Source organism: Aeromicrobium sp. YIM 150415, assembly GCF_016918125.1.
Lineage (GTDB): Bacteria > Actinomycetota > Actinomycetes > Propionibacteriales > Nocardioidaceae > Aeromicrobium > Aeromicrobium piscarium.
In genome coordinates, this window is record NZ_JAERWM010000029.1 from 40920 (window position 1) to 54900 (window position 13981).

At 68.2% G+C, this 13981-nt stretch carries 13 protein-coding genes; 11 read left to right on the forward strand and 2 right to left on the reverse strand.

Translation table 11 applies throughout. The features are described from left to right. Window positions 1–167 precede the first annotated feature (167 nt). The 4 genes from JL108_RS17405 (at window position 168) to JL108_RS17420 (ending at window position 5278) form a co-directional block, all read left to right on the forward strand. Window positions 168–1376 (forward strand): CaiB/BaiF CoA-transferase family protein, encoded by a 1209-nt coding sequence (locus tag JL108_RS17405; protein WP_205199396.1) that lies wholly within the window; start codon window positions 168–170, stop codon window positions 1374–1376. Then, a complete protein-coding gene (locus JL108_RS17410) occupies window positions 1373–2191 on the forward strand; it encodes a cyclase family protein (protein ID WP_205199397.1) in 819 nt (272 codons plus the stop codon). Before JL108_RS17405 ends, JL108_RS17410 begins: the two co-directional genes overlap by 4 nt. Before the next feature lie 162 nt (window positions 2192–2353). Next, window positions 2354–3769, forward strand: coding sequence for an MmgE/PrpD family protein (locus JL108_RS17415; protein WP_205199398.1), 1416 nt, complete (start codon window positions 2354–2356; stop codon window positions 3767–3769). A gap of 42 nt (window positions 3770–3811) precedes the next feature. Continuing rightward, window positions 3812–5278: a dihydroorotase family protein gene (locus tag JL108_RS17420; RefSeq protein WP_205199399.1), complete on the forward strand. Its 1467-nt coding sequence runs from the start codon at window positions 3812–3814 to the stop codon at window positions 5276–5278. A gap of 55 nt (window positions 5279–5333) precedes the next feature. Here JL108_RS17420 and JL108_RS17425 read toward each other — a convergent pair whose 3' ends face one another. Together JL108_RS17425 and JL108_RS17430 are read right to left on the reverse strand one after the other, a co-directional pair. Then, entirely contained in the window at window positions 5334–6215 is an 882-nt protein-coding gene (locus JL108_RS17425; RefSeq protein ID WP_205199400.1) for a CoA ester lyase, read from the reverse strand. A 3-nt stretch (window positions 6216–6218) separates the two neighbouring features. Continuing rightward, entirely contained in the window at window positions 6219–7001 is a 783-nt protein-coding gene (locus JL108_RS17430; RefSeq protein ID WP_205199401.1) for an IclR family transcriptional regulator, read from the reverse strand. 209 nt (window positions 7002–7210) lie between these two features. Between JL108_RS17430 and JL108_RS17435 the strand changes: the two genes are divergently transcribed. Genes JL108_RS17435 through JL108_RS17465 form a run of 7 tightly spaced genes read left to right on the forward strand, consistent with a single transcriptional unit; the run spans window position 7211 to window position 13974 of the window. Next, a complete protein-coding gene (locus JL108_RS17435; RefSeq protein ID WP_143913675.1) occupies window positions 7211–8422 on the forward strand; it encodes an ABC transporter substrate-binding protein in 1212 nt (403 codons plus the stop codon). 41 nt (window positions 8423–8463) lie between these two features. Beyond that, entirely contained in the window at window positions 8464–9462 is a 999-nt protein-coding gene (locus JL108_RS17440) for a branched-chain amino acid ABC transporter permease (protein WP_205199402.1), read from the forward strand. Further along, entirely contained in the window at window positions 9459–10517 is a 1059-nt protein-coding gene (locus JL108_RS17445) for a branched-chain amino acid ABC transporter permease (RefSeq protein ID WP_205199403.1), read from the forward strand. The genes JL108_RS17440 and JL108_RS17445 overlap by 4 nt, the downstream gene beginning before the upstream one ends. Then, window positions 10514–11248: an ABC transporter ATP-binding protein gene (locus tag JL108_RS17450; RefSeq protein ID WP_205199404.1), complete on the forward strand. Its 735-nt coding sequence runs from the start codon at window positions 10514–10516 to the stop codon at window positions 11246–11248. Before JL108_RS17445 ends, JL108_RS17450 begins: the two co-directional genes overlap by 4 nt. Further along, window positions 11245–11949: an ABC transporter ATP-binding protein gene (locus JL108_RS17455; protein WP_307837313.1), complete on the forward strand. Its 705-nt coding sequence runs from the start codon at window positions 11245–11247 to the stop codon at window positions 11947–11949. The genes JL108_RS17450 and JL108_RS17455 overlap by 4 nt, the downstream gene beginning before the upstream one ends. 25 nt (window positions 11950–11974) lie before the next feature. Beyond that, window positions 11975–12604, forward strand: coding sequence for a hypothetical protein (locus JL108_RS17460; protein WP_205199405.1), 630 nt, complete (start codon window positions 11975–11977; stop codon window positions 12602–12604). Then, complete coding sequence (locus JL108_RS17465) at window positions 12601–13974, forward strand: FAD-binding protein (protein ID WP_240191449.1); 1374 nt, start codon at window positions 12601–12603, stop codon at window positions 13972–13974. The genes JL108_RS17460 and JL108_RS17465 overlap by 4 nt, the downstream gene beginning before the upstream one ends. Window positions 13975–13981 lie beyond the last annotated feature (7 nt).

The window sequence follows — 13981 nt, forward strand, 5'->3', positions numbered from 1 at the left end:
TTCCGCTGAGAGAAACGATTGAGAGGCGTCCATGGCCCTGATGGTCGCACTCTGATTCTCGGTGGTCAACATCTCTGTCGCGGATATCTCTGTGCTTAGTGAGCAAATAAGGGACTACGGCGAACCGCCTCTTCCGTTGCGACGCAGGTCACGGTAAGGTCGCCCGAGTGAGTAGTGTTTCGTTGAGAGAAACGTCAGGTGCTCTTGAGGGGCTGCGAGTGATCGACGCCGCGACGATTCTCGCGGGTCCTCTCTGTGCGCAGATCCTGGGTGATCACGGTGCGGAGGTCGTCAAGGTCGAGCATCCCGAACGCGGGGACAGCATGCGCGGGCACGGGAAGAGCAAGGACGGCATCCCGCTGTGGTGGAAGGAGATCAGCCGCAACAAGCGCACGATCACTCTCGACCTCTCGCGTCGAGGCGATGTCTTCCGCGAGCTCGCCGCCACCGCGGACGTGCTGATCGAGAACTTCCGTCCGGGCACGCTGGAGAAGTGGGGCATCGGACCGGAGGAGCTCCATGAGATCAACCCGCGGCTCGTCATCGTGCGGATCACCGGCTTCGGCCAGACCGGGCCGTACTCGCGACGCGCGGGGTTCGGCACCTTGGCCGAGGCGATGAGCGGCTTCGCGCACCTGACGGGCGCGGCCGACGGCCCGCCGACCCTTCCGGCCTTCGGGCTGGCGGACAGCATCTGCGGGATCAGCGCGTCCTCGGCGGCGATGATGGCCCTGTGGCATCGCGAGCGCACCGGCCGCGGCCAGGTCATCGACATCAACATCCTCGAACCGATCATGACGGCCGTCGGCCCCGCTCCCACCGTCTACGAGCAGCTCGGGATCATCGAGCAGCGTCACGGCAACCGGTCGACCAATAACGCCCCGCGCAACACCTACCAGACCGCCGACGGCGACTGGGTGGCCATCTCGACCAGTGCGCAGAAGATCGCCGAGCGGGTACTCACGCTCGTCGGCCATCCCGAGGTCATCGACGAGCCCTGGTTCGCCAGCGGCGACGGTCGCGCCCGCCATGTCGACCTGCTCGACGACTATGTCGGATCGTGGATCGCGCAGCGCAGTCGCGACGACGTGATCGAGGCCTTCACCGAGGCCGGCGCGGCCATCGCGGCGGTCTACGACGCGCGGGACCTGGTCGAGGACCCCCATGTCCGCGAGACCCAGATGTTGACCGAGGTCCCCGACGAGGACCTCGGCACGGTGCTGCAGCACAACCTGCTGTGGCGCATGAGCGAGACCCCCGGTGGCATCCGCTTCACCGGCCGCGAGATCGGCCACGATACCGACGCCGTCCTGGCCGAGCTCGGCTACAGCAACGATGAGATCAACGCGCTCCGCGAGGAAAGGGCCATTCGATGACCGACGCATTGCTCGCCGCCGTCCGTGAAGGAGTCGAGGTCCTCGATCTCGGACGCCAGCTCACGGTGGGCATGCCGCAATCACCCAACCATCCCCACTTCTGGCACTCGTTCCCGCGTCGCCATGGCGATATGCGGCGCAGCGACGGCGGAAGCGCCGCCAACGACATGTTGAGCATGGGCACGCATGTCGGCACGCACATCGACGCGCTGGCGCACGTGTCCCATGAGGGCAAGCTGCACGGCGGGCTCGCCGTCGAGGATGCCCTGGTCGACGGCAAGTACGTCGAGCACGGTGTCCACACGATCGCGCCGATGGTGCGCCGGGGGCTGATGCTGGACGTGGCCTCGTATCACGGGGTCGACATCCTCGACGGTGGCTACGAGATCACCGTCGAGGATCTCGAGGCGACAGCGGCGCGGCAGGGCGTGAGCCCCGAGCCCGGCGACGTGATCCTGGTCCGCAGCGGCTGGGGGCGTCGCTTCAGCGAGGGCGCGGCCTATGTCGGCAAGGAGACGGGAGTCCCCGGTGTCGGCGAGGCGGGTGGACGGTGGCTGGCCGACCGGGCTCCGCATGCCGTCGGCGCCGACACCATCGCCTTCGAGCGGCTCGCGCCCCAGGGCGGCCACGCGCTGCTCCCCGCTCATCGGGTCCTGTTGGTCGAGTCGGGGATCTACATCATCGAGGCCATGGACCTGGAGCCGCTGCGGGACGCCTCCGCGTATGTCTTCACCTTCGTGCTGGCGCCGCTCAACATCTTCGGGGCGACGGGTTCGCCCGTGCGTCCGCTCGCGCTGACGTCGGTGGCGACATGAGCGAGCGTAGCGAGCGAACGATCGGGTTCATCTCATGTCGCCGTCGGCCTATCGTGCTTTTCTTTCAGGCGGTGGCGACATGAGCGAGCGTAGCGAGCGAACGATCGGGTTCATCTCATGTCGCCGTCGGCCTATCGTGCTTTTCTTTCAGGCGGTGGCGACATGAGCGAGCTGACCCTGGCTGAGGAGCTGGCCGAGTTCGCCCACGGGACACGCTTCGAGGATCTCCCGGCCGAGGTCGTGGAGAGCGTCAAGATGCGCATCCTCGACACACTCGGCATCGCCGTCGCCGCGGCCCCCTTGGACACCAGCCGGGCCTCGCGCGCCTGGGCGATCGAGCAGGGAGGTTCGCCCGTGGCGGCAGCGGTGGGCGTGCCCACCCGTCTGCCGGCGCCGCTGGCGGCCTTCGTCAACGGCGTGCTCGCGCACTCGCTCGACTATGACGACACCCACCTGCCTTCCGTGCTCCATCCGAGTGCGGCGGTGGTGCCCGCAGCGCTCGCCGCGGGCGAGCGCGTCGGCGCCACCGGGGCCGAGGTGATCCGCGCGATCGCCGTCGGGCTGGAGGTGTGCGTACGCCTCGGCATGGCGGGCTACGACGAGGAGGCGGGCAACTCGATCTTCTTCGAGCACGGTCAGCACGCGACCTCGATCTGCGGCGCCATGGGCGGTGCGGTCGCCGCGGCCCTGCTCGACGGCGATGCCGGTGCCGTGCGCAATGCCCTCGGAGTCGCGGCGTCGATGTCCTCCGGGATCATCGAGGCGAATCGCACCGGCGGAACCGTCAAGCGCATCCACTGCGGGTGGGCGGCGCATGCGGCGGTCTCGGCGGCCGATCTCGTCCGGCACGGGCTCACCGGGCCCCCGACGGTGCTGGAGGGACGCTTCGGCTTCTTCCAGGCGTGGCTACATGGCTCGGTCGACGAGAAGGCCGTCGTCGCGGGCCTGGGCAGCGAGTGGGCGGTGCCCGGCATCTTCTTCAAGCCCTATCCCGCCAATCACTTCACGCACGCGGCCGTCGACGCCGCGATGGCCCTGCGGAACCGGGGCATCGTCCCCGACGATGTCGCCTCCTTCGAGCTCGGCGTCCCCGCGCCGAACCTGCGCACGATCGGCGAGCCGCTGGAGGTCAAGCAGAATCCCGAGACCGGCTATATGGCGCAGTTCAGCGGGCCGTACGCGGTCGCGGTCGGTCTGCTCGGCGGCGGAGGCCTGGGCGCCGGACTCGACGACTACACCGATGAGCTGGCCCGCGACGACGCGCGCCGGGCGATCATGGCCAAGGTGAAGGTCGTCGCCGATGCGCGTTGCACGGAGATCTTCCCGCGTCAGTTCCCGGCTGTCCTCACCGCCCGTCTGCGGGATGGTGGCAGCGTGGTCGAGGAGGTGCTGACCACCCGAGGCGGGCCGCAGCGTCCGCTCAGTTTCGAGGAGCTCACCCGCAAGTTTCGCGACAACGCGTCCCGTGGCCTGGACGAGGCGGCGGTCGATGCGCTCGCCGCCGCGGCACAGACCCTCGATACCCATGCCGATCTCGGCGTCCTCCTCGAGCCGCTCACGCGCGTGGATGCGACATGACCCGAATCGCCAACCGACAGATCTGCGAAAGGAACCCCCTCCATGACCGAGTTTGATGTGGTCGTCAAGAATGCCCTCGTCGTGCGTGCCGGACAGCCGGCTCCCGAACGTCTCGACATCGCGGTGAAGGACGGTGTGTTCGCCGCCTTCGAGGAGAACATCGCGCCCGAGCGCGCCGCGGAGACCGTCGACGGCTCCGGCAGGTACGTCTTCCCGGGTGTCGTCGACGCGCACCAGCACTGGGGCATCTACAACGAGCTCGGCGAGGACGCCGGGAGCGAGAGCCGTGCCTCGGCCCAGGGCGGCGTGACCACCAGCCTGAGCTACATCCGCACCGGCGCCTATTACCTGAACCGCACCGGCCCCTATCGCGAGGTCTTCCCTGAGGTGCTGGAGAAGACCGAGGGGCGGGCGTACATCGACTACGCCTTCCACCTGGCGCCGATCCTGGCCGAGCACATCGACGAGATCCCCGAGCTGATCGAGGAGCACGGTGTCGCCTCGTTCAAGATCTTCATGTTCTACGGCAGTCACGGGCTGCACGGGCGCTCATCGAGCCAGCGTGACTTCCTGATGATCCCGGAGGATCAGACCTACAACATCGCCCACTTCGAGTTCATCATGCGCGGGCTGCAGAAGGCGCGTGAGCAGTTCCCGCAGGACAAGGATCGGCTGTCGCTGTCCCTGCACTGCGAGACGCCCGAGATCATGTCGGCCTACACCAAGCTGGTCGAGCAGGAGGGCAAGCTGAGCGGTCTCGAGGCGTACAGCGCGTCGCGGCCGCCGCACTCGGAGGGTCTGGCGATCACGATCGCCTCGTACCTGGCGCACGAGACCGAGCTGCCGAATATCAATCTGCTCCATCTCACCTCGCGCAAGGCCATCGAGGCGGCGATGATGATGCAGCAGACCTTCCCGCACATCAACTTCCGCCGTGAGGTCACGATCGGCCACCTGCTGGCGACCTATGAGACGGCGAACCTCGGCGGCAAGGTCAATCCGCCGCTGCGGTCGGCCGATGATGTCGAGGCGCTCTGGGAGCACCTGCTGGCCGGCCATGTGTCCTGGGTCTGCTCGGACCACGCCTGCTGCCGCGAGGAGGCCAAGTTCGGCGAGCCCCGCGACGATGTCTTCGTGGCCAAGTCCGGTTTCGGCGGCGCGGAGTACCTGCTGCCCGGGCTGATCAGCGAGGGACGCAAGCGAGGTCTCAGCTACAACCGGATCGCCGAGCTCACCGCCCAGGTCCCGGCCGAGCGTTTCGGCCTGACCGGCAAGGGAGACCTGCAGGTCGGACTGGACGCCGACTTCGTGCTGGTCGACGACGATGTCGAGTACACGGTGCGCGCGGACGACTCGCTGTCCACGCAGGAGTACACGCCCTTCGAGGGATTCGGTCTCACCGCCAAGGTGACCGACACCTTCCTGCGCGGGCAGGCGGTGCTGCGCGACGAGCACATCGTCGGCGAGCCGCAGGGGCAGTACGTGCGCCGGACCGCGGCCTCGTCCTGAACGAAGACGTCGGCGGGGACCGGTGGTCCGGTTCCCCGCCGACGTTTCCATGGCGTCAGTGCGAGGTTGCGCGGGCCGATCGAGCCAGGATCTCGCGGGCTCCGCGCACCACTGCGGCGTCGATCAGCCGACCCCGGTCGTCGGTGGTGACTCCGCCGCTGGCCCGCTCGAAGCGGTCCACGACGGCCCGGGCGCTCTCCACGGCCTCCGGCGACGGGGTCAGGACGTCGTGGATGACCGGCACCTGGGCGGGGTGGATGGCGGTCCTGGAGCGGAAGCCGATTCCCGAGAGCGCGTGGGTGGTGGCCCGGAAGGTGTCCAGATCGCGATAGTCCGTCGAGGTGGGGGCTACGGGCGCGGTGAGTCCGGCGGCTGCGCAGGCCACGACGATGCTGGTCCGCAGTCCGTCGATCACTGGTGCCGTGTCGGGGCGTCGCTCGATGCGCAGGTCCGCCAGCAGGTCGACCTCCCCGACGGCGAACGTGGTCACGCGGGGCGATTGCGCGATCGTGGTCAGATCGCGCAGGGCCGCGGCACTCTCGATGAGACCGATCATGCGGATCCGCCCGGCGGCGAGTCCCAGCCGACGTTCCCGTTCGCTGAGCTGGTCGCCGATCTCCCGCACGGTCTCGGCGGTGCACTTGGCCACGAAGATCCCGCTGAGGCCCGGGTGCACGGCTGCTTCCAGGTCGGCCGACGCGTTCTCCGGATCGACCCGGACCCAGGTCTCGGCCGCCGACGGGGCGGACGGTTCGGACAGCCAGGCGCTGAGCGCGGTGCGAGCCTCGTCCTTGGCGGGAAGGGGCACGGCATCCTCGAGGTCGAGGATGATCGCATCGGCGGGACCGCGGCTGGCTTTGTCGAAGAGTGCGGGCTGGTCCGCCGGGACGTAGAGGAAGGACCGGGCGAGCGGGGAAGAGCGAAGGGGATCGGACACCGGTCAGCGACCCCGTCCGGCGAGTTTGGAGCTGATCGCGCGGGCCGCCGCGAGCACGCGGGGCACGTCCTCGGGGTGCGACTCGACGCCGTAATGGGTCGCGGGCCCCGAGGCGCTGATGGAGCCGAGCACATGGCCGCTCATGTCGAAGAAGGGAGCGGCGATGGAGGCCGACCCGGTGCCGCGCTCGTTGACCGATGCGGCGAATCCCTGCTCGCGTACCTGGGCGAGGTTCTTCCGGAACTCCTGCTCGTCGACTTCGGGGCGCGCCTCGACCAGCTGGGCGATGACGCGGTCGATGACGGCATCGGGGAGGAAGGCGAGGATCGCACGGCTCGACGCCCCCGAATGCAGCGCGTGCTGGGACCCCAGCTGCACGACCATCTTGATCTCCCGAGGGCTCTCATATTGGTCGAGGTAGAGCCTCTGCATGCCGATGAGCACCGACAGGGTGGTGGTCTCCTGGGTGTCGTCGCGCAGGCGTCGCAACATGGGCGCGGCCAGGGATCGCAGGTCGATCTGACTCCACGCGCGGGTGCTGAGTGTGGTCGCGGCGGGGCCCAGTACATAGGTCGACTCGCCGGGGACCACCCAGGTGAGGGAGCGCGAGGTCAGCGATTGCAGGATGCGGTGGACCACGGCCTTGCTCAGATCGAGGTTCTGGGCGATCTCGGTGACGCCGAGGGGTCGATCGCGCTGGGCGAAGAGCAGAAGCACGTCGGCGACGCGGTCGGCCGATTCGGTACCCCCTGAGGTACCTGATGAGGTCCTCGAACGTGCTGACATGCGAGCTCCTTCGTCGGTGTGTTCCGCTGAGAGAAACTGTATCGAACGTGTAAAAGGTTCGCAAGGGCTCTGGATAGCTCCACGAAGAACGTGTAATACTGTCTCGCGTGACGTCGGGTGTGATCGTCAACACGCCAGAGCCGTCAGCCAAGCGCAATCGTTGTTTCGCTAGGAGAAACCCGGTCTCCCCGGGCTGGAAAGGCACAACCATGCAGAAGAAGCTCAGCCTCGCATCAGCCGCGGTGGCCAGTTGCGTCGTCCTCGCCGCCTGCTCGGGCGGCGGTGGCGGTGGCGGAGACGAGGAGATCGTCATCGGCGCCGTCCACCCGCTGACGGGTGCCCTCGCCGGCGAAGGTGCCTTGATGAGCGCGGGAGCCAAGCTGGCCGTCGAGGACATCAACGAGGCCGGTGGCATCGAATGCCTCGACGGAGCGCAGCTCTCCCTCTCGACCGGTGACAGCCAGGGCACGGCCGCGACGGGTCAGACCGAGGCGCAGCGCCTCGTCGACAGCGGAGCCGTCGCCCTCATCGGCACCTACCAGAGCGATGTGACCCAGAATGTCGCCTCGGTCGCCGAGCGCGCCGGTGTGCCGCTGGTGATCGATGTCGCCGTCGACGACGCGATCCTCGAACAGGGCTACCAGAACTCCTTCCGCATCCAGCCCAATGCCTCGAGCATGGGCGAGGACGGCGCCACGGCCCTCGAGGGCATCTTCGAGGAGGCCGGCGAGGAACTGTCGACGGTCTCCTACATCCACATCGAGGGGGCCTTCGGCGAAAGCGTGTTCAGCGCCTTCGAGGAGAAGGCGGCCGCGGACGGCATCGACGTCAACGAGGTCACCTACGCCGCCGCCAACTTCTCCGACGCCACCCAGGTCGTCTCGCGTGCGCTGTCCAGCGATCCCGACATCGTCGTGGTCACCGGGTACTACCCCGACAGCCTCCTGATCGCCTCGGCGCTCCAGCAGCTGGGCTCGGAGGTCGATGTCTACGGCATCGCCAACGGCGCCTTCGACAACACCTCGTTCCCGGGTGACGCGGGCACCGCGGGCGACGGCATCCTCAGCGCGAACTACCACTACAACATGCAGAACGAGCGGGTCGAGGACATCCGGTCGCGCTTCGAGGAAGAGGCCGGCGAGCCCATGGAGACGGCCGCCGTGCTGTCCTACCAGGCCGTCGAGGTCATCGCCGAGGCCTTGCAGGAGAGCTGCGACACCGACCCGGGCGCCGTCCGCGACGCGATCGCCGATATCGAGGTCGACGATCCGCTGCTCGCCTTCGACGGACCGATCACCTTCGGTGAGAACGGGGAGAACGAGAACGCCACCGTCATCGTCACCCAGATCGCCGACGGCCAGATCCAGCAGGTCTTCCCCGAGGAGTTCAAGACGGCCGATCTGACCTTCCCGACGCGCTGATCCGCCGTCCGTCCCCCACCACTTCGAAAGGGCCACCACCCATGCCGCAGCACGCGAACGCGGCCGAATCGACCTCGGCCGCGAGTCCCTGGCGACAGCAGGCTCGATCGCCGCTCCTGGCAGCGGGGATCGTGATCCTCGCGCTGGCCGCGATCTATCTCTTCGGCAACCGAGACTCCGGCCTCGTGACGCAGTCGATCGTCAGCGGACTGCTGCTGGGAGGTGTGTACGCGCTCGTCTCGATCGGCCTGACGCTGATCTTCGGCGTCCTGGGCGTGGTGAACTTCGCCCACGGCGCGATGCTGACGCTGGCCCTGTACTTCGTGTACGCGCTGACGACGAGCGCCGGCATCCCGGTGTACCTCTCCACGCTCATCGCGGTGCCGCTCATGTTCGGCTTCGGCTTCCTCGTCCAACGGCTGCTGCTGAACAAGCTCACCACGGAGGGCAGCCATGAGGGACCGTTGCTGATCACGCTCGGGCTGCAGCTGCTGATCGTCAACACGCTGCTGATGGTCTTCGGCGGACGCCCGGTGTCGGTCCCCGGATCGGTCGACGGATCGCTGCGCGTGTTCGGCGCGGTAGCGACCTATGAGCGGCTGATCGCGTTCTTCGGGGCGCTCCTCGTCGCCGTCCTCCTGACGCTACTACTGCGACGGACCTCCTTCGGCATGTCGATCCGCTCCGTCGCCTCCAACGCTCAGGGCGCCGCGCTGGTCGGCGTCAACGTGGGTCGGGTGTACGCCATGACCTTCGGCATCGGTGCTGCCTGTGTCGCCGTCGCGGGCGGTCTGACTGCTCCGTTCACGAGCCTGACCCCGACGGTCGGGGAGAGCTTCACCGTGCTCGCCTTCGTCATCGTCGTGCTCGGCGGCCTCGGCTCGGTGGTGGGGGCGATCACCGGCGGTCTGATCATCGGGCTGGTGCAGACCATCGGCGCGCTGTACCTCCCGGGGACCGGGGCGCTGCTGCTCGTCTTCGTGGTCTTCGTGCTGGTGCTGTTGTTCCGTCCTCAAGGATTGTTCGGAGTGCGTCCATGAAGCAGACAGAGACCGAGCCGTCCCGCGTGGCGGCCGACGATCCCCGGCTGCGGGACACGGACCTGCGCAACTCGCTCATCACGCTGGGCGTCCTGACGGTCGTGCTCGCCGTGCTCCCGCTGGTCGTCAACGAGCGGATCGAGTCCATCCTCGTGCTCACCCTGATCTTCGCGATCATGGGCGTCGGCTGGAACCTGATGAGCGGATTCGGCGGGCTGTTCAGCTTCGGCCACGCCGCCTTCTTCGGCGTCGGTGCCTACACCAATGCCTATCTGGTGATCGAGTACGAGCTGTCCCCGTGGATCGCGATGATCATCGGCGCGGTGTTCGCGGCGGCGATCGGCACCTTCATCGCCTTCCTCTGCCTGCGGTACAAGCTGGCGGGAGCCTACTTCGCGCTGGCCACCTTCGCCTTCGCGCAGATGTTCCTGCTCCTGGCGCAGAACCTGGAGTTCCTCAACAAGACCGACGGACTGAGCCTGCCCATCCTGGGTGAGGAGTCCTTCTGGCACATGCAGTTCCGGCAGGGCAACGACTGGTACGTCTGGATCCCGAGTGCCCTCCTGGTGATCGCCCTGGGCATCACCATTCTCTATGCCCGCTCGCGGCCGGGGCGGTACGTCCAGGCGGCACGTGATGACGAGGTGGCGGCCGCCTCGCTGGGCATCAATGTCATGCGCACGCGCCTGGTGGCCGTGATGCTCAGCTGTGCCGTGACCGCCATCGCCGGCGCCTACTACGCGCAGTACTACTTCTTCGTGGGTCCCGAGCAGGCCTTCGGCACCCACGTCTCGGTGCAGGCGATCGTCCCCGCGGTGCTCGGCGGCATCGGCACCATCTGGGGTCCGCTCGTCGGTGCGCTGATCGTGGGCCCGCTCGCGGAGTACATCAAGGAGCTGCTGCGCGACCCGCCGTCCTATCTGGAGTTCCTCCAGGGAGTCTCGGGACTGGATGTCGCGGTCTACGCCGTCCTGCTCATCGTCATCGTGCTCTTCATGCGCAAGGGCATCTACGGGACTCTCAAGGACAAGATCACCGAGAGGAAGAACCAGTGAGCGAGCGAGGCGCGAGCCTGTTGTCGATCGAGGGCCTGACCAAGCGATTCGCCGGACTGACCGCGGTGGACGACATCGGCATCGAGGTCGCCGAACACGAGTTCCTGGGGATCGTGGGGCCGAACGGGGCCGGCAAGACGACGCTCTTTTCGCTCATCGCGGGGGAGCAGCGGCCGACGGAGGGCCGGATCGTCTTCGACGGCACCGACATCACCGGGTGGCCGGCGGACCGGGTGGCGAAGGCCGGGCTGGTCAGAACCTTCCAGCTCATGCGCCCCTTCGAGAGCATGAACGTGCTCGAGAACGTCATGATCGCGACCCACCAGCACACGCCCGCCCCGCATGCCGCCCGGCACAAGGCCCTCGACGTGATCGAGCGCGTGCAGCTCGGACGCTATGCCACCGCCATGCCGGCGAGCCTGCCGACCGCAGCCTTGAAGCGACTCGAGCTGGCCCGAGCGCTCGCCCTCGACCCGCAGGTGATCCTGCTCGACGAGGTGCTGGCCGGGCTGGTGCCGGCCGAGCGTGCCCCGATGATCGAACTGCTGCGGACACTGCACGGCGAGGGACTGACCGTGATGTTCATCGAGCACATCATGGCGGCGGTCCTGGCCCTCTCCGAACGGCTGCTGGTGATGCACGAGGGCGCCCAACTGGCGCTCGGGGATCCGCGCGAGGTCACCGAGGATCCAGTCGTGGTCGAGGCCTACCTGGGAGAGGACTACGCGTGATTCTGACAGTCAACGATCTGCACGCCGGCTATCGGAAGCTGGAGATCCTCCACGGCCTGAACCTGCACGTCGGCGAGGGGGAGATCGTCTCGCTGATCGGCGCCAACGGTGCGGGCAAGACCACCACCCTGCGGGCTCTCGCCGGCATCCTGTCGCCGTCCAAGGGATCGGTCCAGTTCGAGGGCCGCGACATGGGGTCGCTGCGTGCCGACCAGATCGTCAAGGCCGGGCTGGTTCACGTGCCGCAGGACCGTGCGCTCTTCGGCAACCTCAACGTCGCCGAGAACCTCGAGATGGGCGCGTACACGCAACCGCACGCGTCGATCAAGGGCTCCTTGGACGAGGTCTTCGACCTGTTCCCGATCCTGGCCGAGCGCCGAGCCCAGCGGGCGGACACGATGTCCGGCGGTCAGCAGCAGATGCTGGCGATCGGCCGCGCCATGATGGCCCGGCCGCGTTGCCTGACGCTGGACGAGCCCTCGGTGGGTCTTGCCCCGAATCTGGCCAATCAGGTGCTTGCCGCGATCAGCGCGATCCGGGAGACCGGGGTGTCGGTGCTCGTGGTGGAGCAGAACGCCAAGCAGGCCCTCGGCATCTCCGATCGCGCGTATGTGATCGAGAACGGGTCGATCGTCCTGGAGGGCACCGGAGGGGATCTGCTGGAGGACTCTCGGGTCCGCGACGCCTATCTCGGCCTTTAGGGCCGGGACACGTGAGAGGAGCACGATGATGCGCCTGCTGGCGGTCACACCTATCGATGTGAGTGACGAGGAAGTAGGTCGCCGACAGGCGCGCTACGACCGGCTGTGTCCGCCGGGTCTGTCGATCGAGCTGCGGAATGTCGGTGCCGCGGCGCCGACGGCTTTGGAGGACGCTGCGGCGATCACGGCATCCGAGGAGGCGATGGTCCGCTACTTCGCCGCGGTCGATCCGGCCGGATTCGACGGATTCCTTCCCGACTGCGTCCTGGATCCGGTGATCGACCACGCCGATGCCCTGCCGCTGCCGGTCTACGGCATCGGCCGGGCGACCGCGCACTACCTGCGCGGGCTGGGGCTGACCGTGGGCGCGGTGGCGCGCACCGCCGCGATCGCCACGGAACTGGATCGCCGCCTCGGGGTCTACGGCGTCCCGGCGACGCCGACCGCGGTGATGCACCTGTCGGTCGAGGACATCGCGAAGGACGAGATCTGGGCGGCGGCGGTCGAGAAGACGATGGGCTCCCTGGGAGTCCAGGCGGTCATCAACGCGTGCTCGGCGGTCGATGTGACGACCACCGGCCAGTCGGCCGTGCTGGTCGACCCGACCGCGGTGGCGCTGCGCATGATCGCGATGCTGCCGGAGGTCGCCGCATGACCATGGAGGCCGAAGGCCCTGACCTCGTCGTCGCGGGGGCCGGCGGCGGTCTGGTGGCAGCGCTCCGTGCGGCGGAGCTGGGACTGTCGGTCCTCGTCGTCGAGCGCAACGAGCACTTCGCCGCGGGCAACAACACGTCGATGTCGACGGCCATGATCCCGGGAGCTGGGAGCCGCTGGCAGCGTGAGGAGGGCATCGAGGACTCTGTCGACACGTTCATCGGCGATGTGCAGGCCAAGACTCGCGGCGAGGCCGATCCGGTCGTCACCCGGGCGTTGGCGGAGGTGAGCGCACCGCTGGTGGAGTGGATGGCCGACAGCCTGCGGGTGCCGCTGACCCTGGTGACCGATTTCCACTACCCGGGTCACTCGGTGCAGCGCTGTCATTCCATCGAGGGACGTGCGGGACGGGCCTTGTTGCAGCACCTGCTGCGGCGGGTGCGCGAGTCCGAGCTGATCGACCTGCTGGTCCCGGCGCGGCTGACCGATGTCGCGGTCGGCCCCGACGGAGTCGAGGCGGTCACGATCGAGGGTCCCGGCGGTTCCGAGCGGATCCCGACGCGGGCCGTGCTGCTGGCGACGAATGGATTCGGGGCGGATGCCGGTCTCGTCGGCCGCCACATTCCCGAGATCAGCGAGGCGATCTACCACGGCAGCGAAGGCTCCACGGGTGATGCGCTGCGGATCGGCGAGCGGCTGGGCGCCGCGACGGGATTCCTGGACGCGTATCAAGGCCACGCCGCCTTGGCGATGCCCGCCGCGACCCTCGCGGGCTGGGCCACTGTCATGCACGGAGGCTTCCTCGTCGACCGCACCGGCCGCCGCTTCGGCGACGAGACCACGGGGTATTCGGAGTATGCCGCGCAGGTGCTGGAGAATGCGCAGGACGGCGAGGCGTGGATCGTGCTGGACGAGCGCATCCATGAGGCGTGCCTGGAGTTCCAGGATTACCGCGATGTGGTGTCATCGGGCGGCGTGCGCTGGGCCTCGACCGTCGACGAGCTCGCGGACGCGATCGGCGTCGACCGGCTGGGTCTGGGCGAGACCGTGGAGGAGGCGCGGGCCGGCGCGGACGGCGCGGAGGATCCCTTCGGTCGACGGACCTGGTCCACGCCTCTCACCCCGCCCTTCGGGGCGGTGTTCGTGAAGCCGGCGCTCTTCCACACGCAGGGAGGCTTGCGGGTGGACGAGCAGGCGCGGGTGACGAAGGCCGATGGCACGTCGATCCCCGGCCTCTACGCCGCCGGGGGTGCGGCTGTGGGGATCTCCGGCCACGGAGCGGGCGGCTATCTCGCCGGCAATGGCCTGCTCTCGGCCTTCGGTCTGTCGTATCTCGCCGCGAGCGACGCCGCCGCGACCCGTCACCCCTGAGGACCCG